19 protein-coding genes are annotated in these 21,921 nt (G+C 71.3%); 11 read left to right on the top strand and 8 right to left on the bottom strand.

Going from position 1 to position 21,921, the window contains the following annotated elements; genetic code table 11:
• Positions 1 to 7 precede the first annotated feature (7 nt).
• Positions 8 to 898 (bottom strand): helix-turn-helix domain-containing protein, encoded by an 891-nt coding sequence (locus V1457_RS21425; protein ID WP_338596315.1) that lies wholly within the window; start codon positions 896 to 898, stop codon positions 8 to 10.
• A gap of 71 nt (positions 899 to 969) precedes the next feature.
• Between V1457_RS21425 and V1457_RS21430 the strand changes: the two genes are divergently transcribed.
• Both V1457_RS21430 and V1457_RS21435 read left to right on the top strand, forming a co-directional pair.
• A complete protein-coding gene (locus V1457_RS21430) occupies positions 970 to 2,163 on the top strand; it encodes a cytochrome P450 (protein ID WP_338596317.1) in 1,194 nt (397 codons plus the stop codon).
• A 58-nt stretch (positions 2,164 to 2,221) separates the two neighbouring features.
• Positions 2,222 to 3,421, top strand: a complete 1,200-nt coding sequence (locus V1457_RS21435) for an SGNH/GDSL hydrolase family protein (protein ID WP_338596319.1) — start codon at positions 2,222 to 2,224, stop codon at positions 3,419 to 3,421.
• A gap of 11 nt (positions 3,422 to 3,432) precedes the next feature.
• On the opposite strand, the gene V1457_RS21440 is transcribed toward V1457_RS21435, so the two are convergent.
• A complete protein-coding gene (locus V1457_RS21440) occupies positions 3,433 to 4,647 on the bottom strand; it encodes a cytochrome P450 (protein ID WP_338596321.1) in 1,215 nt (404 codons plus the stop codon).
• Between the two features lie 139 nt (positions 4,648 to 4,786).
• On the bottom strand, positions 4,787 to 5,512 hold the full coding sequence (locus V1457_RS21445) for an alpha/beta hydrolase (RefSeq protein ID WP_338596322.1): 726 nt from the start codon (positions 5,510 to 5,512) through the stop codon (positions 4,787 to 4,789).
• 176 nt (positions 5,513 to 5,688) lie between these two features.
• Here V1457_RS21445 and V1457_RS21450 point away from each other — a divergent pair, with 176 nt between their 5' ends.
• The 5 genes from V1457_RS21450 to V1457_RS21470 are packed head-to-tail and all read left to right on the top strand — an operon-like array spanning position 5,689 to position 10,654.
• Complete coding sequence (locus V1457_RS21450) at positions 5,689 to 6,852, top strand: acyl-CoA dehydrogenase family protein (protein WP_338596323.1); 1,164 nt, start codon at positions 5,689 to 5,691, stop codon at positions 6,850 to 6,852.
• Complete coding sequence (locus tag V1457_RS21455; protein ID WP_338596324.1) at positions 6,849 to 8,030, top strand: CaiB/BaiF CoA-transferase family protein; 1,182 nt, start codon at positions 6,849 to 6,851, stop codon at positions 8,028 to 8,030. The genes V1457_RS21450 and V1457_RS21455 overlap by 4 nt, the downstream gene beginning before the upstream one ends.
• On the top strand, positions 8,023 to 8,790 hold the full coding sequence (locus tag V1457_RS21460; protein ID WP_338596326.1) for an SDR family oxidoreductase: 768 nt from the start codon (positions 8,023 to 8,025) through the stop codon (positions 8,788 to 8,790). The genes V1457_RS21455 and V1457_RS21460 overlap by 8 nt, the downstream gene beginning before the upstream one ends.
• A 45-nt stretch (positions 8,791 to 8,835) precedes the next feature.
• The gene (locus tag V1457_RS21465; RefSeq protein WP_200070443.1) at positions 8,836 to 9,621 is read left to right on the top strand and encodes an isocitrate lyase/phosphoenolpyruvate mutase family protein; all 786 of its coding nucleotides are present in this window, start codon (positions 8,836 to 8,838) and stop codon (positions 9,619 to 9,621) included.
• Positions 9,622 to 9,661: 40 nt separating this feature from the next.
• Positions 9,662 to 10,654, top strand: a complete 993-nt coding sequence (locus V1457_RS21470; protein ID WP_338596327.1) for an LLM class flavin-dependent oxidoreductase — start codon at positions 9,662 to 9,664, stop codon at positions 10,652 to 10,654.
• A 123-nt stretch (positions 10,655 to 10,777) separates the two neighbouring features.
• On the opposite strand, the gene V1457_RS21475 is transcribed toward V1457_RS21470, so the two are convergent.
• Positions 10,778 to 11,251: a nuclear transport factor 2 family protein gene (locus V1457_RS21475; RefSeq protein WP_295139907.1), complete on the bottom strand. Its 474-nt coding sequence runs from the start codon at positions 11,249 to 11,251 to the stop codon at positions 10,778 to 10,780.
• Positions 11,252 to 11,420: 169 nt separating this feature from the next.
• Here V1457_RS21475 and V1457_RS21480 point away from each other — a divergent pair, with 169 nt between their 5' ends.
• From V1457_RS21480 to V1457_RS21495, 4 genes are all read left to right on the top strand, one after another.
• On the top strand, positions 11,421 to 12,518 hold the full coding sequence (locus tag V1457_RS21480; RefSeq protein ID WP_295139905.1) for a DUF1214 domain-containing protein: 1,098 nt from the start codon (positions 11,421 to 11,423) through the stop codon (positions 12,516 to 12,518).
• Positions 12,515 to 13,663, top strand: coding sequence for a sulfotransferase (locus V1457_RS21485; protein WP_338596331.1), 1,149 nt, complete (start codon positions 12,515 to 12,517; stop codon positions 13,661 to 13,663). Before V1457_RS21480 ends, V1457_RS21485 begins: the two co-directional genes overlap by 4 nt.
• Positions 13,663 to 14,442: an SDR family oxidoreductase gene (locus V1457_RS21490; RefSeq protein WP_338596333.1), complete on the top strand. Its 780-nt coding sequence runs from the start codon at positions 13,663 to 13,665 to the stop codon at positions 14,440 to 14,442. Before V1457_RS21485 ends, V1457_RS21490 begins: the two co-directional genes overlap by 1 nt.
• 194 nt (positions 14,443 to 14,636) lie before the next feature.
• Positions 14,637 to 15,182: a DUF488 domain-containing protein gene (locus V1457_RS21495; protein WP_338596335.1), complete on the top strand. Its 546-nt coding sequence runs from the start codon at positions 14,637 to 14,639 to the stop codon at positions 15,180 to 15,182.
• A 24-nt stretch (positions 15,183 to 15,206) separates the two neighbouring features.
• Here the strand turns inward: V1457_RS21495 and V1457_RS21505 are convergent, their stop codons facing one another.
• The 4 genes from V1457_RS21505 to V1457_RS21520 form a co-directional block, all read right to left on the bottom strand.
• Positions 15,207 to 17,174 carry an MFS transporter gene (locus tag V1457_RS21505; RefSeq protein ID WP_407074709.1) on the bottom strand — a complete coding sequence of 656 codons (1,968 nt, stop codon included), beginning with the start codon at positions 17,172 to 17,174 and terminating at the stop codon, positions 15,207 to 15,209.
• 152 nt (positions 17,175 to 17,326) lie between these two features.
• Positions 17,327 to 18,889, bottom strand: coding sequence for an FAD-dependent oxidoreductase (locus V1457_RS21510; protein WP_338596337.1), 1,563 nt, complete (start codon positions 18,887 to 18,889; stop codon positions 17,327 to 17,329).
• A gap of 106 nt (positions 18,890 to 18,995) precedes the next feature.
• Entirely contained in the window at positions 18,996 to 19,943 is a 948-nt protein-coding gene (locus tag V1457_RS21515; protein ID WP_200070434.1) for a diiron oxygenase, read from the bottom strand.
• A 367-nt stretch (positions 19,944 to 20,310) separates the two neighbouring features.
• The gene (locus V1457_RS21520) at positions 20,311 to 21,813 is read right to left on the bottom strand and encodes an amidase (RefSeq protein WP_200070433.1); all 1,503 of its coding nucleotides are present in this window, start codon (positions 21,811 to 21,813) and stop codon (positions 20,311 to 20,313) included.
• Between the last annotated feature and the right edge of the window lie 108 nt (positions 21,814 to 21,921).

Here is a 21,921-nt window from a genome sequence, read left to right on the forward strand (position 1 = left end):
CGGGCGCTCAGCCGCCGGCAGGTGGTGGCCCGAGCGAGGCCGCCGCTCGCACCAGCTCGTCGATGTAGTGGCGTCGTTCCCCGAGGTCGACGTCCTGCCGCAACGGGCCGATGTGGAGCTCCCAGGTGGCTCGCCCGGTGCCGTCGAACACCGGAGCCGCCAGATGCGTCAGCGGCTGCCGTTTCCGCGAGCGCAGCTGCGCGGAACCGTAGGGTTCGCCGCTGATCCGCGCCAGCAGCGACAGCACGCGTTCGCGCAGCTGCGCGGCCGGATCGTTCGTGAGGTGTTCGACGACTTCCGAGAGCACGTCCAGCATCGCCGGGTCTGCGGCGTCGATGCCCCACAACGCCGCCCCGGTCGTGCGGATGTGTTCGAGCGCGTCGGCGAGGCCGGGCCGCTGCCCGGGTTCTGCGGTGTCCAGCCAAGCGCGCTGCCGCCGCTCGTCGGCGAAGGCCACCACGGCCGCGCCCGCGGGAGCGCGCAGCGGCAGTCTGGTGCCGGTCGTGATGCCCGCGGGCAACCTGCCCGGCCCTGCGGTCACCGCCACGAACTCCGACTCGGTGCGGGTGACCAGGCTCAGCGACGCTCCGCAGCCAACCCGCTCGGCGAGTTCGGCGAGCACGTCTTCCGTGCCGGTGGGCATCGCCGCAGCGGCGGCCGACGCACCTGCGAGCGTGCGGAGTCGCGGTCCCGGCCGGTAGGTGCGGTCCGGTGCGCGGCGCACCCAGCCGCGCTCATCGAGGGTGTCGAGGATCGCCGCGACGGTCGACCTGCTGAGCTCCAGCTCGTCGGCGATCTCCGCGCCCTTCGCCGGACCGGTGTCGCCCGCGATCAGTTCGACGACGCGGACCACTCGTCGCGTGGGCGGCGACGCCGACCGGTCGTTGCCCTCCGGCACAGCGCCCCCTAATCTCGATCGAACCGAATATCGGTGACCGTAGCACGAATAGTCGTGCCAGGAGGTTCGCGATGAAGCCACCCGGACCCGCCGACCCGGAAGGCATCGACTTCGCCTTCGACGACATCCCCGAACTGCACGAAGTGCTGGCCCGCCTGCGCGCGGAAAAGCCCTATGCGAGCGTGCCGTTCGCCGGCACGCGCGCGGTGCTGCTGCTGACCCGGGAGCTGGTCAGCGCCGCGTTCAAGGACGAGGGCACGTTCCCGGCCGCGGCGATCTACCCGCTGACCACGCAACCGGTGCTCGGCCGGACGCTGCAGTGCATGTCCGGCCGGGAACACCGCATCAACCGGGCCGTCGCCGCACCACCGTTCCGCCGCAGCAAGGTCGCCGAGTACGTCGAACCGCTGCTGGAACCGCTCGCGCACGAGCTGATCGACCGGTTCGCCGCGCGCGGGGAAGCCGACCTGGTCGCGGAGTTCACCAGCCGCTACCCGGTGCTGCTCATCAGCCGCATGCTCGGGTTGCCCGCGGAGAGCGAGGGAACCGTGCGGCGTTGGGCGCAAGACCTGTTCAACTACCCGCTCGATCCCGATGCGGCCATGGCGGCGTCCGCGGAGTTCACCGAACACGTCCGCCCGATCCTCGACCGGCGCCGCCGCGAACCCGGTGCGGACCTGATCTCGATGCTGGTCACCGAAACCGCCGAAGACGAGCACCTCGACGACGAACAGGTGCTGGCGTTCCTTCGCCTGCTGTTTCCGGCCGGTGCGGACACCACGGTCTTCGCGCTGGCCAACACGCTGGCCGCGCTGCTGAGCCATCCCGATCAGCTGGAGCTGGTGCGCTGCGACCCGGACGAGCACGTGCCGTGGGCGATCTGGGAGGGGTTGCGCTGGGAGCCGCCGGTGGGCCTGCTGCCGCGCATCTGCCCGGAAACCACCACGTGGCAAGGAATCGAGATACCCACGGGGACACCGATGATCTTTTCGATCAACGCGGCGCTGCGCGACCCGGCCGCGCACGCCGATCCGCACCGCTTCGACGTCACCCGACGCTCGGCCGACCTGCTGGCGTTCGGGCAGGGGCCGCACACCTGCCTCGGCACGTGGTTCGCCGTGGCCGAGCTGCAAGCGGGCTTGAAGGTGCTGCTGCGGCGCCTGCCGGGGCTGCGGCTGCGCGCCGGGTGCGCCGTCCGCATCACCAGCCAGGTCGGCACCGCGTTGCGCGGCCCGGACGAGCTGCCCGTGCGGTGGGAGAGGTGACGGCGCCTGCGGCGAAAAGTCGCGTGCCGACGAGGAATCCGGTTGGCAGGATGAGCCCGTGAACGATCACCCCGATCCCACCCGCCGAGCGGACTGGATCAACACCCCGGTCACCGCGGAACTCCTGCGCGGTGCGCTCGAACTCGAACGCACCGAGCACGGCCTGTTACCGCACCGCCTGCCCGCCCGCGCCCGCGCGCAGAGCGCGGACGAGCGGCTGGCCATGATGGAGTCCCAGCCCGCCGGCGTGCGGCTGGTACTGCGCACCTCGGCGACCGCGCTCGAACTGGACACGCTGCCCACCAAGCTGGTCTACGCGGGCGCACCACCTCGCCCGGACGGCGTGTACGACCTGCTCGTGGACGGTCGGCTGACCGGGCAGGCCACCGTGACCGGCGGGAACACCCGGAGCATCGACATGCGCACCGGCGCCGCCGAGTACCGGCCCGGACCGCCCGGCACGGCGCGGTTCACCGGTCTGGCCGAAGGCCGCAAGGACGTCGAGATCTGGTTGCCGCACAACGAGATCACCGAACTCGTCGCGCTGCGCACCGACGCTCCCGTGGAGCCGGCGCCGGATCGGGGCCGGCGGGTGTGGCTGCACCACGGCAGTTCGATCAGCCACGGCTCCAACGCAGCGAGTCCCAGCACGACCTGGCCCGCGACGGCGGCCGTGCGAGGCGATGTGGAGCTGATCAACCTCGGGCTGGGCGGCAACGCGCTGCTCGACCCGTTCACCGCCCGTGCCATGCGCGACACGCCCGCGGACCTGATCAGCGCGAAGATCGGGATCAACCTGGTCAACTCGGACCTGATGCGGCTGCGCGGGTTCACCCCGGCGGTGCACGGGTTCCTCGACACCATCCGCGACGGGCACCCCGCCACGCCGCTGCTGGTCATCTCACCGATCCACTGCCCGATCCACGAGGACACGCCCGGACCCGGCGCTTTCGACCTCAGCGCGCTCAGCGCCGGGCAAGTGCGGTTCCGGGCCACCGGCGACCCGGCGGAGCGCGCCGCGGGCAAGTTGACGCTGGGCGTCATCCGGGACGAGCTGGCCAGGATCGTGCGCGAGCGTACCGCCGAGGACCCGAACCTGCACCACCTGGACGGCCGCGAGCTGTACGGCGAAGCGGACTTCGCCGAGCTGCCGCTGCCCGACGAGCTCCACCCGGACACGGCCGCCCACCGCCGCATCGGCGAGCGCTTCACCGGACTGGCCTTCGATTCCGGTGGGCCGTTCGGCATCCAGCGCTAGCCGGTGGCGGATCACCACCCGACGTTGAGGTGCTGCAGCCCGTAGATGGCTTGGTCGGCGGCGTAGGCGATCTCCTCGTCGACCACGTGCAGACCCGGGAATCGCTGCAGCAGCGCGGGAAACGCGATCCGCATCTCCATGCGGGCCAGCGGAGCGCCGAGGCAGTGGTGGATGCCGTGCCCGAATCCGACGTGCGGCGCGGCGGAGCGGGTCACGTCGAACCGCTCCGGTTGCTCCAGCAGGCCGGCGTCCCGGTTCGCCGCGGGCAGGTTCACGTTCACCAGATCGCCGCGGCGGATCGTGACCCCGTCGAGTTCGACGTCGCGCACGGCCATCCGCGGAGAACCGCCGTTGACCACGCTGAGCCAGCGCATCAGTTCCTCGACCGCGCCGGGCACCGCGGCCGGATCGTCGCGGACGATCGCGAGCTGCTCGGGGTGGCGCAGCAGCGCCAAGGTGCCGAGACCGAGCATGTTCGACGTCGTCTCGTGCCCCGCGACCAGCAGCAGGTTGGCGATGCCGATGAGTTCGCCGTTGCTCAGCGCGTCGGCGTGGTCGCGGATCAGCATCCCGATCAGGTCCTCGCCGGGACGCTCGCGAGCCCGGTCGACCAGACCGGTCATGTAGGCGATGGATTCCTCGGAGAGCTCGATCCGGTCGGCTTCGGGCGCTGTGGTGTCCAGCTGGCGCCGGGTGCGCTCCTGGAACTCCGCGCGGTCGGTGGTGGGCACCCCGAGCAGTTCGCAGATGACCAGCGACGGGATCGGCAGCGCGTACTCGGCGACGAGGTCGGCGGGCGGTCCGTGCCGTTCGAGGGCGTCCAGGTGCTCGTCGACGATCTCGGCGATCCGGGGTTGCAGCCGCCGCATCCGCCGCACCGTGAACTCCGGTGTGAGCAACCGCCGCAGCCGGGTGTGGTCGGGCGGGTCGAGCGAGAGGATGTTCCCGCTGCGGTGCCCGGACAGCTGCCGCGGATCCCGGGCGGGCCGCTGCCCGGCGTCGAGGTCGGCGGGCCCCCAGCCGTTGATGAAGGAGTCGGCGTCGCCGAGCATCCGCCGCACATCGGCGTGCCGGGTGAGCAGCCACGCCGGCGGGCCGAACGGGGTCGGCACCCGGACGATCCCTTCCGCCGCGCGCACCGCCGCCACCTCCGGGGCGGGGCCGAACCCGCTGCGGCGGGTGCTGATCGGCGTGGGCTCTCGGCCGGTGGTGGACGGCTGGGTCACTGGCGCTCCTGCGTGGTCGGTGCTCGTCGCGGCATCCCCGGGCCAAGTTAATTCAGTTGCCTGACTGAATGCAATCGCCTGGGCACGGCGTGAACTTCGGCCGAAGAATTCTCCGCGGTGCGCAGTCCCGCGAGCCGGATCAGGACGGCGGGGAGATCTCGGCCGGGGCGCGCATCAGCATGTCGGCGACCAGCTCCGGCTCGGTGATCATGAGGTCGTGCCCGGTGTCGATCTCCCACAACCGGCCCGCCGCGCGGGCGGTGGCCAGCCGAGCGGGGTCGCGACCGTGCAGCGCCGAGGAGCACACGATCTGGGTCTGCGGGATCGCATTCAGCGCCGCCTCGTTCGTCAGCAGCAGCGGCTGTTCGAAGCACCGATACGGGTGCGGTGTGAGTTTGCTGCGCACCCATGCGGCGTCCTCCGGGTCGGTCACGCCGAAGATCGGGGACGACCCGGTGTCCGGGAAGTGGACGAGTTCGACCCCGTCGACCACCTGGGTGTGCTCGCGGATCGCGACGGGTGCGAGATCGATGATCGCCTCCCCGTGCACCGGGGTCGCGGCGTCCAGGTAGACGAGGTGCCGGATGCGCTCGGGCGCCCGGTCGGCGACGCCGGTGACGACCATTCCGCCGTAGCTGTGCCCGGCCAGGACGACGTCGAACAGGTCCTCGGTCCGCAGCACCGCCAGGACGTCCTGGACGTGCAGGTCGAGATCGACATCGGGACCGAGCAGATGCGCGCGTTCGCCGAGTCCGGTCAGCGTCGGTGCGTGCACGTCGTGCCCGGCCGCGCGCAGGATCCGCGCGACCCGTCGGTAGCACCACCCGCCGTGCGCCGCGCCGTGCACCAGGACGTAAGTGGACATGCCCGCCTTTCGGCTCCGGATCTTCGCCAGCGGATCGGATCGCCCGGGCAGCGGCGTTCGGCGAACCCGGCCGCCAAATCCTAAGACAGCCAAGTGACTCATCCGTCGCCGCGGGCGGACCCGAGCGGGTGCTCCGATGTTGGACTCGCACCCGCCGGACGCTCATCATCAACACCATGAGCGAGGTGGCAGCAGAGGACTTCGAGGCCATCAGGCGGCAGGTGCGCGAGTTCGTCCGCTCCGCGGTGCTGCCGCGCGAGACCGAGATCATGAACGCCGACCGGGTTCCGGACGACCTGCGCTCGGCCGCCGCGCAGATGGGCCTGTTCGGCTACGCGATCCCCGCGGAATGGGGCGGGCTCGGGCTCGACCTGGCCCAGGACGTCGAACTCGCGATGGAGTTCGGCTACACCACGCCGGCGCTGCGTTCGCTGTTCGGCACGAACAACGGCATCGCGGGGCAGGTGCTCGTCGGATTCGGCACCGATGCGCAGAAGCAGCGGTGGCTCGAACGCATCGCCTCCGGGGACGTGGTGACCTCGTTCGCGCTGACCGAGCCGGGCGCCGGCTCGGACCCGGCGGGCCTGCGCACCCGCGCGCACCGGGACGGCGACGAGTGGGTGATCGACGGCAGCAAGCAGTTCATCACCAACGCGCCGATCGCGGACCTGTTCGTCGTGTTCGCCCGCACCGCCGAGCCGCAGCCGGAGAACCCGGGCATCGCGGTGTTCCTGGTGCCCGCGGGCACGCCGGGAATCACCGTCGGCCCGAAGGACGCGAAGATGGGGCAGGAAGGCGCCTGGACCGCGGAGGTCGGCTTCGACCAGGTCCGGGTGCCCGCCGACGCGCTCGTGGGCGGCGACGAGGCCGCCGGGTACCGCGCGGCGATGACCTCGCTGGCGCGCGGGAGGGTGCACATCGCCGCGCTCGCGGTCGGCGCCGCCCAGCGCGCCCTCGACGAGTCCGTGTCCCACGCCGCCACGAACACCCAAGGCGGTCGGCGCATCGGCGAATTCCAGCTGGTGCAGGCGATGCTGGCCGATCAGCAGACCGATGTCCTCGCCGGTCGCGCCATGGTCCGCGAAACGGCGCGCGCGCACGTCAGCGGCGAGGACCGCCGCATCGGCCCTTCCGCGGCGAAGCTGTTCTGCACCGAGATGGCGGGCAGGGTCGCCGACTCGGCCGTGCAGGTGCACGGCGGCGCCGGCTACATGCGCGAGATCCCGGTCGAGCGGATCTACCGCGATGTGCGGTTGCTGCGGCTCTACGAAGGCACCAGCGAGATCCAGCGGCTCATCGTCGGCGGGGGACTGGTGCGCCAGGCGGTGCGCGGCTCGTGACCACCGGAGAGCTGCCGCTGGCCGGAACCACCGTCGTCGCGCTGGAGCAGGCCGTCGCGGGGCCGCTGGCCAGCCGCCACCTCGCCGACCTCGGCGCCCGCGTGATCAAGATCGAGCGGCCGGGGCAGGGCGACTTCGCCCGCGACTACGACGCCGCGGTGCACGGTTTGTCCACCCACTTCGCCTGGCTCAACCGCGGTAAGGAATCGCTGGCGATCGACCTGAAGTCGGACGGCGGGCTGCGCGCTGCCCGCGAACTCATCGCCCGGGCCGATGTGTTCCTGCACAACACCGCGCCGGGAGCGCTCGAACGGCTCGGGCTGGACGGCGAGACCTTGCGGGCCGCGCACCCGCGGCTGGTCGTGGTCAACATCTCCGGCTACGGGACCGGCGGACCGCGCCGCGACCGGAAGGCCTACGACATGCTCGTGCAGGCCGAGACCGGGATGGTCGCGGTGACCGGCACACCGGAGACGCCGTCCAAGACCGGAGTGCCCAACGCCGATATCGGCGCCGGTCTCTACGCGGCGATGTCCGCGATGAGCGCGTTGCTGCGGCGCGAACGCACCGGTGCAGGCGGCGTGGTCGACGTGTCGATGTTCGACGCGGCCGTCGAGTGGATGGGCCATCCGCTCTACATGCAGCTCTACGGCGGCGCGCAGATCCCGCGGATGGGACTGAGCCACGCGGCGATCGCGCCGTACGACGCCTATCCGACCGCGGACGGGCAGATCCTCATCGGGGTGCAGAACGACCGCGGATGGCGCCGGCTGGTGACGGAAGTCTTCGGCGCCCCCGAACATGCGGAAGATCCGCGGTTCGCCACCAACGTCGACCGGGTGCGCAACCGGGCCGAGTGCGACGCCTTGGTGGCTGCGTGCACCGCGCGGTTCGCCACGGCCGAACTCGACGAGCGGCTCGCGGCCGCGGGCATCCCCGCCGCTCAGATCAACGGCACCGCGGAACTGGCCGAGCATCCCCAGCTCGCCGAGCGGGACCGGTGGCGCACGGTGCCGACCGAAGCGGGCGAGATCCGCGGGGTGCTGCCGCCGATGACGTTCCGCGACGCCGAACTGCCGATGGGGCGGATCCCGGCGCTCGGCGAGCACAACGCGGCGATCCTCGCCGAACTGGAACTCGATGATCAACCCGACGGCGGAGGGGACGTTGATGGCTGAGCAGCTGTCCGCGCAGCGCGTGGCGATCGTGACCGGCGCGGCCAGGGGAATCGGCGCGGCCACGGCGCTGCGCCTGGCCGCGGACGGGTTCGCGGTCGCCGCGCTCGATCTGGAGGAAGCGGCGGCCGAGGGCACCGCCGCTGCGATCGCCGCAGCAGGCGGCACCTCGCTCGCGGTGGGTGCCGACGTCTCCGACGCCGCAGCCGTCGATGCCGCCGTCGCGCGGACCGCAGAGGCGCTCGGCTCGCCTTCCGTGCTGGTCAACAACGCCGGGATCACCAGGGACAACCTGCTGTTCAAGATGACCGAGCCGGACTGGGACGCGGTCATGTGCGTGCACCTGAAGGGTTCGTTCCTGATGAGCAGGGCCGTGCAGCAGCACATGGTCGCGGCCGGGTACGGGCGGATCGTGAACCTCTCGTCGACGGCTGCGCTGGGCAACCGCGGTCAGGCGAACTACTCGACCGCGAAGGCCGGGCTGCAAGGCTTCACCAAGACGCTCGCCGTGGAACTCGGCAAGTTCGGCGTGACCGCGAACTGCGTCGCGCCCGGCTTCATCGCCAGCGACATGACCAAAGCGACCGCGCAGCGCATCGGCGTGCCGTGGGAGCAGTACGCGGCCGACCGCGCCGAGGCGATCCCGGTGCGCAGAGCGGGTGAGGTGGACGACATCGCCAACGCGGTGTCGTTCTTCGCCGACGAGCGGTCCGGCTTCGTGTCCGGGCAGATCCTCTACGTCGCCGGCGGTCCCAAGGCTTGAGCCTGCGAAGCTCGGTGCCGTCACCGGGAAACGTATGCTGCGGGCATGGCCCTCGTGGACACCTTCAGAGCGCTGCACCACCGCGGTGACGTGCTGCTCATGCCGAACCCGCCGGACGCGGGCGCGGCGAAGATCATGCAGTCGCTCGGGTTCTCGGCGCTTGCGACGACCAGCAGCGGTGCGGCCGCCGCCCGGGGACTGCCGGACGGCGGCTTGAACCGCGAGTCGGCGTTGCACGCCGCCGCCGAGATCGCGGCAGCGGTCGACGTGCCGGTCTCGGCGGACCTGGAGAACGGGTTCGCCGCGGAACCGGCCGGGGTCGCCGACACGATCCGGCTCGCGGTCGAGTGCGGGCTGGCGGGCGCCTCGGTCGAGGACTGGGACGGCACCGCGCTCTACGAGCCCGAACACGCCGCGGACCGGGTGCGCGCGGCCGCCTCGGCCGCGGCGGGTGAACTCGTGATCACCGCGCGGGCGGAGAACCACCTGCGCGGAGTGTCCGATCTGGACGACACCATCGCCCGGTTGCAGTCCTATGTGGAAGCCGGCGCCGATGTCGTGTTCGCCCCGGGGTTGAACACGGCCGAGCAGATCGGCGCGGTGGTGCGCAACGTAGATGTTCCGGTCAGCGTGCTGGCCGTGCCCGGCGTGCCGCCGGTGGCCGAGCTCGCGGAGCTGGGCGTGCGCCGCGTTTCGACCGGCGGTGCGCTGGCGTTCGCCGCGCACGCGGCACTGGCCGACGCGGCGCGGGAACTGCGCGAGCACGGCACCTTCGGCTATTTGGACGCGGGCGGGCGCGGGCGCGTCGCCCTCGACGAAGCGCTCGGCTGACGCGGCCGCCGGCAACCACGGAGTACGGAGGAGACCTCTCATGCCCACTGCACTGTCCCTTTTGGACCTCGCGCCGATCGCCCGTGGCGGTACCGCCCGGGAAAGCTTCGACGCCTCGATCGAGCTGGCGCAGGCCGCCGAACGCACCGGATACCGGCGCGTGTGGTACGCCGAACACCACAACATGGGCTCCATCGCCTCCAGCGCCACGAGTGTCCTCATCGGACACATCGCGGCGCGCACCGAGTCCATCCGGCTGGGCGCGGGCGGAATCATGCTGCCCAACCACGCGCCGCTGGTGATCGCCGAGCAGTTCGGCACGTTGGAGACGCTGTTCCCCGGGCGCATCGACCTCGGCCTCGGCAGGGCCCCCGGCAGCGACCAGAACACCGTGCTGGCGCTGCGCCGCGACCCCGCCCAGGCCGACGCGTTCCCGCAGGACGTCCTCGAACTGCAGGCGTACCTGGGCGGAAAATCGGTTCGCGGCGTCCGCGCCGTGCCGCACGCGGAAACCGCGCCACCGCTGTACATCCTGGGCTCGTCGCTGTTCGGCGCGCGGCTGGCCGCGCAGCTGGGCCTGCCGTACGCGTTCGCCTCGCACTTCGCGCCGGACGCGCTGCACGAGGCGGTGTCGGTCTACCGCGCGGAATTCACGCCGTCCGAGCAGCTGACCGAGCCGTACGTGGTGGCGGGGGCCAACGTCTTCGCCGCCGAGGACCACGACGTCGCGGTGGAGCAGAAGACCACCGCCTACCGCGCGCGGGCGCGCATGATGATCAAGTCCGGGCGGCCGGGGGTGAACCTGACCGATGCCGAGATCGACGCGTTCCTCGCCTCGCCGAGCGGGCGCCCGCTGGCTTCGATGACCAAGTACACCGCGGCCGGGACGGCCGACGAGGTCCGCGAATACCTGGAAGGTTTCGCCGAATCCAGCGGGGCCGACGAGCTGATGCTCGCCCACCAGGCCATCGGCACCGCCGAGCGGGTGCTCTCGGTCGAGCTGACCGCAGGGGCGATGGCCGGGTCCCGCTGACTCACCGGCACGAGTTCGATCCACTGTGGATGGAAAGGCGGTCGGGAATCTCGGAGATCCGCGGCGATCCTGGAGGTTCCCGCTGCCCGGCGGGCTCCGCGAAACCGGATCGGGCGAAGGCGTTCAGCCGGTGCTCGCCCACATGTCGGCGGTGAGCCGGAAGCTCGGCAGGTCGGCGAACGACATCTTCGCCTCGTAGAGGCGGACGTAGCCGGTGTGCGCGATCTTCCACGCGCCGTCCACGCGGCGGTACCGGTCCTCGTAGTAGGCGGAACCGATGATCGCGACCTCGTAGCGCGGCACCAGAACGGTGTCGCTCAGGCACCAGCTCCCGCTCGCGTGCTCGCCGTCGACGGTGATCTCCGGGCCGGTGCAGTGGTGCACGGTGGTCATCCCGGAGCCGAGCTGCTCGCGCATGTAGGACACGATCTCGTCGCGGCCGGTGAACGCCAGCGGGCGCCCGCCGGACGGCGACCCGTAGTCGGTGGTCGCGTCTTCGGCGAGGGTGGCTGCGAGCTCGTCCCACTGCTTGAGGTCGATGCTGCGCAGGTAGCGGTGTTTGAGGGCACGGATCTCTTCCAGCGCGATCAGGTCCATGCTCTCAGCCTGGAGCACCACCGGCGCGCGCACCAGACCCCGGATGCACCCGGTATCGCCCGGACCGAGCAAGCGCTCGGGGCGGCGATCACTGCGGACGCGGTATTGAACCTCGCCGGGGATGACCTTAGAGTCCTCGCTAGAACCTGTTCTAGCGAGGGAGGTTCCGGTGAGCGGCTCCGAGGATGCGGTGCGTTCCGGCCAGGCGTGGTCGGAGTTCTGCCGCGCGCTGGAACGGGCGGGCGAGGTGGTGCTGTCCGGCAGCGCCCCGGACACCGCGTTCGACCGCGCCGAAGGCTTCCGCTACCTGACCCGGCTCACCCGCGAGATGCTGTATTCGTGCGTCGACAACGCCGATCCCGACTTCCCGCGGCTGCACGAGCTGGACCTGGTCAAGATCGGCGCGGACAACCCGGACAACGTCTACCTGTCGGCCAACATCCGCGGTGACCGCGAATACCGGATCACCGGCGAGCGCGGCACGATCAGCTACTTCAGCATCGGGTCGAAGGCCAACCGCTACGCCAAGGACGGCACCATGGCCTCCACCGGCGAGCTGACCGACGCCGATCTCGTCGCCGAACCGGACGGCACGATCGAGATCATCGCGAGTGCGACCCGTCGGGGCCGCAACTGGCTGCCGCTGGCGCCGGACTCGACCGGGCTCGTGGTTCGCCAGACCTACCTCGACCGCGCCGCCGAAGCACCCGGCCGATGGCACATCGAGCGGCTCGACGGTCCGGGCGAACCCGCCGAGTTGGCGCCGGACTTCCTCGCCGCGGCGCTGCGCCGCACCGCGCTGGCGGTGCACGGCACGGCGGCGACCTTCGCCGGGTGGGCGGAGCTGTTCGCGACCAAGCCGAACGAGCTGCCCGACTTCGGCCAGGAGATGTTCCAGCGCGCAGGCGGTGACCCGGAGATCCACTACCTGCACGGCTACTGGACGTTGCGGCCCGGCGAGGCGTGGCTGATCGAGACCGACGTGCCCGAATGCCCGTACTGGAACTTCCAGCTGGACAACTGGTGGATGGAGTCGCTGGACAACCGGCGGCGCACCACCGTGAACAAGCACACCGCCCGGCTCGGCCCGGACGGCAGGCTGCGGATTGTCGTGGCCGACCGGGACCCGGGCGTGGGCAACTGGATCGACACCTGCGGGCACGATCGCGGCACCGCGCTGCTGCGCTGGCTCGGAGCCGATGAGCACCCGATCCCGGAATGCCGGGTCGTGCCGCTGGCGTCGCTGAGCTCCGAGGGGGACCGGTGACGGGTACCGAACTACGCGTGGACGACCTGCTCGCGGCCGCACGGGACAAGACCGGGTTGACGGAGTTCGGCGACGACTGGTTCCTCGAACCGCTCGGCGTACTGGTCACCTCGCTCAACGACGAGGCCCAGCTGTCCGCGACCGGTCTGGAACTGACCCGCCGCAGGCTCACCGCGCTGCTGGCCGACCGCCTGCGGCTGCGCGCCGTGCAGCGGGCGCACCCGGAGATCCTGGAGGTGCGGCCGGTGGTCGCCGCCGAGATCTGCGGACTGCCGCGGACCGGGTCGACCTTGCTGCACCGGCTGCTGGCCACCTCGCCGCAGCTGACTTCCACGATGTCCTGGGAGACGACCTACCCGCTGCCGTTCCCCGGCGAAGGCCCGGACGCGGCCGAGCGCAAACGCCGCGCGCAGGAACGGATGCGGGCGTTCCTGGAGCTTTCCCCGGATTTCGGCGACATCCACACCGTGGCCTGGGACGAGCCGGAGGAGGACGTGATCCTCGTCGACCGGTCGTTCACGTCGATGAGTTTCGAGTCGTTCCACTGGGTGCCCGGCTACGGCGACTGGCTGCGCACCACCGATCAGACCAAGGCGTACGACGAGCTGCGCCAGTGGTTGCAGGTGCTGCAGTGGCAGCAGCCCGCGCGTTCCGGGCTGCGCTGGATCCTCAAGTCGCCGCACCACCTGACCGCGGTGGGCACCGTGCTGGACGCTTTCGAGGACTGCTCGATCGTGATGACGCACCGCTCGCCGGTGCGGGCGGTGCCCTCCTACGCCTCGATGGTCAGCAATCTTTCCGCGCAGTACAGCGAAAACGTGGACGACGCCGGGCTCGGGCGGTATTGGAGCGACCGGTTCGTCGCGTCGTTGCGGGAGTTCTGCGCGGTTCGCGAGGCGCGCCCGGACCGGTTCGTCGACGTGCGGTTCGACGCCTTGCTCGACGATCCGGTCGCCGAAGCGCTGCGGGTGCTGCGCGCGCTGGGCCTGTCACCGGGGGAGAGCGACCGAGCCGCGTTCGAGTCCTATGTGGAGCGCGACCGCGCGAGTCGCACCGCTGCGCACCGGTACTCCCCGGAGGAGTTCGGATTGTCCGAGTCCCGGCTGGAACGGGACTTCGCGTTCTACCGGGAGGCTTACCTGTGATGCTCTCCGATGAAGTGGTGCTGATCTCCGGAGTCGGCGCGGGGCTCGGCGCGAAGCTCGCCACCCGCGCTGCGGCCGAGGGGGCGAAAGTGGTCGCCGCGGCCCGTTCCGGCGACGTGCTCGCACAGGTGGAGCAGGACGTTGCTGCAGCGGGAGGGGAAGCGCTGGGAGTGCGCTGCGATGTCCGCGATCCCGACGACGTGAGCAGGGTGGTGCGCACCGCGACCGAGAGGTTCGGCCCGATCACCGGGCTGGTCAACTCCGCCTACGGGCACCCCGGGTTCACCGATCTGCTGGATACGCCGGAGAAGAAGCTGCGCCGGTCGATGGACATCATCCTGTTCGGGGCGCTGAACATGGCGCGCGAGGTCGTGCCGCACATGCGCGCCGCCGGCCGCGGCTCGATCGTCAACATCGGCACCATGGCCACTCGCAAGCCCCTCCGCGGTGAAGGCGGTTATTCGGTCGCGAAGGAGGCGATGGCCGCGGCGACCCGGTTCCTCGCGCTGGAGCTCGGCGAGTCCGCCATCCGCGTCAACCAGGCCGTGCTGGGCTGGCTGGACGGGCCGGGCGTGCGGTTCTACCTGGAGATGACCGCGCAGCAGCGCGGGGTGGACGAACAGCAGGTCTACGACGAGATCGCGGCGCGCAACCCGCTCGGCCGGATCCCGACCGACGACGCGTGCACCGGCGGAATCCTGTTCCTGCTGTCCCGCTACGCCAGCGAGATCACCGGCGCGACCCTGGACGTCAACGGCGGGGAGTACATGCCTTCGTGACGGCCGGAGGCAGCCGTTGCCGCCGGGCCGTCTCTGAGCGAACGGACCGTTTGACCAATCTAGTGGGACCAACAGGCCGTTCACTGTCTGCGAGGCATGGTTACCGCCCGGTGCGGGAACTCGACGGGCAGGATGACCGGACGGGGCGCGGCCGAGGTGATCGGCGCGGTCTCGCGACGTGAGGACCGCCGGAGATGGTGCAGGTACTGACGTTCGGGCACGGCACCGCCACGCAGGACGAGATCATCCGGCTGCTCGGCGGAGCTGGCGTGGCCGGAGTGGTCGACGTGCGTTCCGCGCCGGGCAGCAGGCGCCACCCGCACGTGGCGAGGGGCGAGCTCGAGAGCTGGTTGCCGCAGCAGGGCATTTCCTACCGCTGGGACCGGCGCCTGGGCGGATTCCGGAAGCTGCCGCCGGATTCCCCGGACCCGGTGTGGAACAACGACGCGTTCCGGGCCTATGCGGCGCACATGCGGACTTCGGAGTTTCAGTCCGCAGTGGACGGACTCGTCGACCAGGCCGTTGGCCAGGTGACCGCGATCATGTGCGGCGAAACGGTGTGGTGGCGTTGTCACCGGCGGATGATCGCCGATTTCCTGCAACTCGCGCGGGGGGTCGAAGTGCGGCACCTGATGCACGACAGCTCGCTGGCCGAGAACCGGCCCATTTCCGGTGTCCGGCTGCGCGACGACGGCCTGCTCGTATACGACGGGGGCAAGCCGACGCCGCAGCACGGATGAACCATCCACTATGGACGAAGGGCGTCAAGCGGTGCTCCGCCCGTGGCCGGCGCCGTGCAAAGCGAGGTCCGCCGTGAGCGGTTTTCCCCCGCTGAAGCGGATTTCCCGAACCGCGGGCGTGTAGAGGCTCGCCACCACCACGTAGTCGCCCGGCGCGAGTCCGCCGAGTTCGTAGCGGCCGTCGGCGTCGGTGCTGGTACTGCCGATGACGTTGCCGCCGCTGTCGGTCACGGCCACGGTCACCTCCGGCAGAACACGTCCGCCGGGCGCGGTCACGGTTCCGGCGATGGCACCGAGTCCGGCGAGCGTGAAGTCCTGAACGGCACCGGAACCGTCTATCTGGACCGACTCCGCTTCCGGGCGGCACTCGTCCGCGGTGGCGATGATCGTGTACTGACCCGGTTGCAACGCGGGCACCGCGTAATTGCCCTCGGCGTCGCTGCGAACTCGGCCGACCTGGCGGCCACCGGGCTCGGTCACCGTGACCACCCCGGCGACGGCGCTGCCGGACGCGGTCCGCAGCGTGCCCGCGATGCCGCCCGGCTCAGCGGCGGCGTCCTGCGCGTCGTCGCCGGATCGGCGCTGGGCGGGCAAGAACGCCGCGATCGCGAGGGCGACCAGCGCCGCGAGCGAACCGATGCCCAGCACGACGCGGAACCCGTTCTGCGCGGGCACGGCGACCGGGCCGAGGTCGACGGTCATGTGCGCGAGGATCACACCGGCCACCGCGCTGGAGGTGGACGTGCCGATCGAGCGCATCAGGGTGTTGAGGCTGTTGGCCGCGGCGGTCTCCGAGACCGGCACCGCCGCCATCACCAGCGCGGGCATCGCGCCGTAGGCGAGCCCGACCCCGGCACCGATGATGCTGGAGGCCAGCATCAGCTCCCAGATGGCCGACATCAGCACCAGGTTCAGGCCGTAGCCGGCGGCGACCACGACCGCGCCGGTCATCAACGTCACCTTTGGGCCCATGGTCCGGGAGATCCACGCCGAGATCGGCGCCATCGCCATCATCACCAGCCCGTTCGGGGCCATCACCAGGCCGGCGGCGAGCACCGTCTGGCCGAGCCCGTAACCGGTCGCTTCCGGCAGCTGCAGCAGCTGCGGCAGCACCAGGGACATCGCGAACATCGCGAACCCGAACACCACCGATGCGATGTTGGTCAGCAGCACTTGCCGCCGGGCCGAGGTGCGCAGGTCCACCAGCGGCCGCGGGCTGCGCAGCTCCCACCAGCCCCACACCAGCAGCACGACCAGCGCGGTAGCCAGCAGGCCCAAGGTCATGCCGCTGCCGAAACCCCAGTCCGCGCCTTTCGAGATCGCCAGCAGCAGGCACAGCAGCGCGATCGACAAGCCCACTGCGCCGGGCAGGTCGAACCGGCCTCCGGTGCGGACCCTGGACTCCGGCACGAGACCGAGCACGCCGGCCGCCGCGATGGTGCCGAGCCCGGCGGCGACCCAGAACAAGACGTGCCAGTCGGCCGTCTCGGCGATGAACGCCGCCGCGGGCAGGCCGAGCGCGCCGCCGACGCCGAGCGAGGCGCTCATCAGCGCGGTCGCCCCGCCGAGCCGCTCCGGCGGCAGCTCGTCGCGCATGATGCTGATGCCCAGCGGGATCACGGCCGAGGACAACCCTTGCAGCGTCCGGCCGACGATCATCATCCCCAGCCCGGCCGACAGCGCGCACAGCGCCGAACCGAGCACCAGCATCGCGAGGCTGAACAGCAGCATCCGGCGCTTGCCGTACATGTCGCCGAGCCGCCCCACCGTCGGCACCGCCACGGCGGCGGCCAGCAGGGTGGCGGTGATCGCCCACGCGGTGTCGGCCGCGGGTGCGCCCAGCAGCGCGGGCAATTGCGGCACCAGCGGGATCACCAGGGTCTGCATCAGCGAGACCACGATTCCGCTGAAGGCCAGCACCGGGACGACGACGCGCGGGTGCGCCGGTTGCGCCGGGTCGGCAACGGGCGGCGAGCTGAGCGTGCGGGTCATCGGCGGAAGGCTCCCGTCGGTGCGGCGTGGCCGACTGGTGATTCAGTCACGTGACTTACGCTAGCAAGCCCGCCCGCGCTCTTCAGCCCTTCCGGATTGTTGTGCGGTGACTCAGGTCCGCTCGACGCGGCTTCACCGCACGGCTCCCGGCCTCACCGCCCGGCGCCGATCAGCCGCTCCCGCAGCCGGGAGGTCAGCCCGGCCAGCATCGACGAGCGTCGCTGCGGCTCGGGGAGTGCGCCCGAAACCGCGTCGTCGAGTAGCGTGCCGACCGTTTCCCGCGCGCATTCCCGGTTCGCGCCGATGCCGCCGGACGGGCCGCGCTTGATCCACCCGACGACGTAGGTGCCGGCTCGCCCCTCGACGCGCCCGCCGGAATGCGGGATCGTGCCGGTCTGCTCGTCGAAGGGCAGGCCCGGCAGCGCGGTCCCGCGATAGCCGATCGCCCGCACCACCTGCCCGGCCGGGATCTCCACGCCACCGGTGACTCGCAGCCCGCGTACCTCGGTGTCGCCGAGGAGTTCCTCCGGCGCGGAATGGAACCGCAGCACGATCCTGCGCTGCGAGGGGGTGGCGGCCCAGTCCACCTGCTCCCGCGGCACGGTCCGCAGCAGAGCCGCCTTGTCATCGGACGCGGCGGAATCGATGGCCGCCGCGATGCGCGGATCGTGGTCGTCGACCACCAGGGATGCGCCCTGCTGCTGGGTCAGCGCCAGCATCTCCGGCCTGGTGTAGGCGGCCGATTCCGGGCCTCGCCTGCCGAGCAGCACGACCTCGCGGACCTTGCTGGAACGCAGCCGTTCCAAGGCTTCCGGGGAGATCGAGGTGCCCTGCAGCGCATCCGGGTCGCTGGTGAGGATCCGTGCCACGTCCAGCGCGACGTTGCCGTTGCCCACGATCGCCACCCGCTCATTGGAGAGGCCGACCGCGTCCGCGGGCACGTCCGGGTGGCCGTTGTACCAGGCCACCGCGCTCGTGGCGGTGATGCTGCCTGCCAGGTCCTCACCCGCGATGCCCATCCGCCGCGCGGAGGAGGCGCCGACCGCGTAGATCACCGCGTGGTGCTGGGCGCCGAGTTCCTCTGCGGTGACGTCGCGGCCGACCTCGACGCCGAGGCGCAACCGCAGCCGCGGGTGGTCGTGGAAGCGCGCGAACGTCTCACCGATCTTCTTCGTCGACGGGTGGTCCGGAGCCACGCCGTAGCGCAGCAGGCCCCCGGCGACCGGCAGCCGGTCGATCAGCGTGACCTTGGCGTTGGTGTGCAGCAGCAGGTCCTCGACGGCGTACATCCCCGCGGGCCCGGTCCCGACCACGGCGACATCCAGCGGCGCGAGGTCGCTGGGGATGTTGCGGTCGAAGACCGGTTGCTGCCAGGAGTGGAAGTTCGGCGAGGGCTGCGTATCCGCTGCTGCGGCCGGAGCTTCCGCCGCGGCCCGTCCCGGGGCCTCCGCCACCGGTGCCTTGTCCGCGAAGTAGTCCGCGTTGACTTCGGCGTACGCCTTCAGCGGCCCGGTGAGCCGGTCCACCGGGAAGATCGCCTCCACCGGGCAGGCATCGGCGCACGCCCCGCAGTCGATGCAGGTGGCCGGGTCGATGTAGAGCATCTCGGTGCTGCCGAAGTCCGGTTCGTCCGGCGTCGGGTGGATGCAGTTGACCGGGCACACCTTCACGCAGGAGGCGTCGTTGCAGCAGGTCTGGGTGATCGCGAAGGCCATCGGTGCAATGCCTGTCTTCGAGTCCGGTCGGGCAGGTGGTCAGGTGGCGAAAGCGGGCCGCTCGCTCCCGCAGCAGGCTCGACGTCCGGCTCTGCCGAGCCGCGGCTCAGAGCAGGCTGGCGCGCTTGTAGAACCAGGTGGCGGGCTTGGTGAGCAGCCCGGCCGAGTGCAGGAACTCCATCAGCCCGGAGCAGCTGGAGCGCAGCATCGACTTGTGCTGCTGGTTGGCCTTCGCCTCGCGCTTGGCGCGCTCGGGATCCAGCCCGGCGTTGGCGTAGACCTCGTCGTTGACCATGCTGGTGACGATGAAGTAGGCGGAACCGGCCACCACCACGGCGTTGATCTGCCGCCGCAGCCACCCGGCGGACTTGAGCCGCTCCTTGGTCTCCTCGCGGGCGAACTTCATGTGCCGCGATTCCTCGACCACGTGGATGTTGTTGATGGTCCGCACGAACGGCACCACCCGCTGGTCGCGCATCCAGTCGCGCTGCATGACGTCGAGGACCTCCTCGGCGACCAGGATCGCGGCGTAGGCGGCTTCACCTCCGGCCAGCGTCTTGAACACGCGGCCGAGTTCGACCACCGAGCGCTTCGGCCGGTACGCGGGTGCGCCCAGCTTCGCCGCACCGCGGGCGAACATGATCGAGTGCCTGCACTCGTCGGCGATCTCGGTCAGCGCCCACTGGAACGCCGGGTCGGTCGGGTCCTTCGCGTAGAAGTCCCGCAGCATCATCTGCTGCAGGATCATCTCGAACCAGATCCCGGTGCTGGCCACCGATGCGGCTTCCTGGCGGGTCAGCTCGCGCTGCTGGGCCGGGGTCAGCTCGTCCCAGTAGGACGTCCCGTACAGCGTGCTCCACTCCGGGCTGGCGCCGTGGAAATCGGTGTCCAGCGGGGTTTCCCAGTCGACTTCCTGGGCGGGGTCGTAGGAGAGCTGCTCCGAGGAGTCCAGCAACCGGCGCGCGGTGCTGTCCCGCTCGGCGTCCGCGGGCGCGGCATCGTGGTCTTCGGACTGCGCCGGTCGCGTGTCCGTGCCGGTGATGTTGCTGCTCATGGGTACTCCTCGAGAGGTCGCGTGACACCCATTACCGTTACCAGCGGTAACCTGTTACCAAACGTAACACATACTGCGGGCGTGGCAAGAGTGCGCGCGGAACAGCAGGTGGCGCCATGGTCAGGACGGCGAATCCGGCCGGGGGAGTGGAGCTCGCCGAGTGCGCGGTGCGGCGCTGCCGAACGAGCGGCGGAGTCGTTTGCGGGCCGGGACTCGGCAGGCGTCAGCCGCAGCCCTCGGCAGGCGTCGCCGCGGGGTCTTCGGCGTCCGCTCGTGAGGGAACCGGCCCAGGGCCGGTGTTCCGCGGCAAGCGCGTTCCCGGCGCGCGGCCGTTTGCCGCCACGGCCGGGAACGCCTTGCCGTCGGGTCAGTCGTCCCCGGGGGCCAGCGGTGGCTCGTGGCCGGCCCACGGCCGGGCCCGCTCCAGCTGTCCTGCCAGCTGGAACAGCGTGCTCTCGCCCGCGAGCGGGGCGACGAACTGCACGCCGAGCGGCAAGCCCTCGGGCGTCCAGTGCAGCGGGACGGACATCGCCGGGCGGCCGGTGATGTTGGCCAATTGCGTGTAGGGCACCCGCGACATGCTGTCCTGCGCGAGCTTGTCGAGAATGCCCGAGCGGCGCACCAGCCCTCCCGCGCGCAGCGCCAGCACGGCCTTCCCGAGCACCCGCGATGCCCGCGGGGTCTCGAGCTCGCCGACTCGCCACGGCGGGCTGGCAACGCTCGGCGTCAACAGCAGGTCGTAGTGCTCGTGAAACCGCGCCAGCCGCCGGGCGTGCCCGTGCCAGTTCTGGAGTGCGGACAGCAGCTGCGGGGCGCTGGTGCTGCGGCCGACCGCAGCGAGCAACCGGGTCTCGAGCTCGAAGGAGCTCTGCGGTGCGTGGGCGGAGGCGGCTTCGACCTCGGAAGCCAGGTGCACCGACCAGGCACGCAGGAAATCCACGGATATCTCGGCGAAGTCCACCGGCGGCGGAACCTCCTCGACCTGGTGGCCCAGGGAGGTGAGCAGTTCCGCCGCGTCGGTCATGGCCCGGACCGCTTCCGGATGGGGTTCTCCCAGCGCCGCGGAGGCGTTGAACCCGATCCGCAAGGTCCCGGGCTCCCGGGTGACCTGCTCGGTGAAGCTGCGGTCCGGCGCCGCTGCCGCGAACGGCCCCGCGGGATCGAAGCCGGTGAGGCAGTCCAGGCCCGCCGCGCTGTCCCGCACGGTGCGCGAGAGCACACCGTCCACCAGTCCACCGTGAAAGCCCTCCGCGCGCGCCGGCCCGGCGGGCACCACGCCCCGGCCCGCCTTGAACCCGAACACTCCGCAGCACGCGGCCGGGTTGCGCATCGAGCCGCCGCCGTCGTTCGCACCGGCCAGCGGGACGATCCCTGCTGCCACCGCGGCCGCGGCACCACCGGAGGAGCCGCCGGGGGTGCGGTCGAGCCGCCACGGGTTGCGCGCCGGGCCGAACGCGGCCGGCTCGGTAACGGCACTCGTGCCGAACTCCGGGGTGTTCGTCCGGCCGAACACGACGAGTCCGGCGTCGGTCCAGCGGCGCACCACCTCGGCGGTCTCGGCGGCGGGAACGTTGGCCAGTGCGCGTGATCCGGCGCTGGAGGACATTCCTGCCATCTCCTGGTACAGGTCCTTGAGCAGGAACGGGACTCCGGCAAAAGGGCCTCCGCTAGCAGCGGGGCCGTCGGATCCGCCGCGCACGCGCTCGCGGGCCTGGTCGTAGAGGCGCTGCGTGAGGGCGCCCAGCCGCGGGCCGACCTCCTCGGCGCGCGCCACCGCGGCTTCCAGCACCTCTTCGGCGGGCACCACGCCGGAACGGATCAACTCTGCCAGCCCGAGCCCGTCGTGCTCGCGGTACTCCGAATACTGCACGCCACCACCTTGCGCATAGCACTTTCCGATTCGGTGGCAATTTTGCCGAACCGTGCGCGGAATCCGGCGCCCGGACGCACGACTCCGGGGTTTTCCTCCACTATGGAC

Origin of the sequence: Saccharopolyspora sp. SCSIO 74807 (assembly GCF_037023755.1) — a bacterium.
GTDB lineage: Bacteria > Actinomycetota > Actinomycetes > Mycobacteriales > Pseudonocardiaceae > Saccharopolyspora_C > Saccharopolyspora_C galaxeae.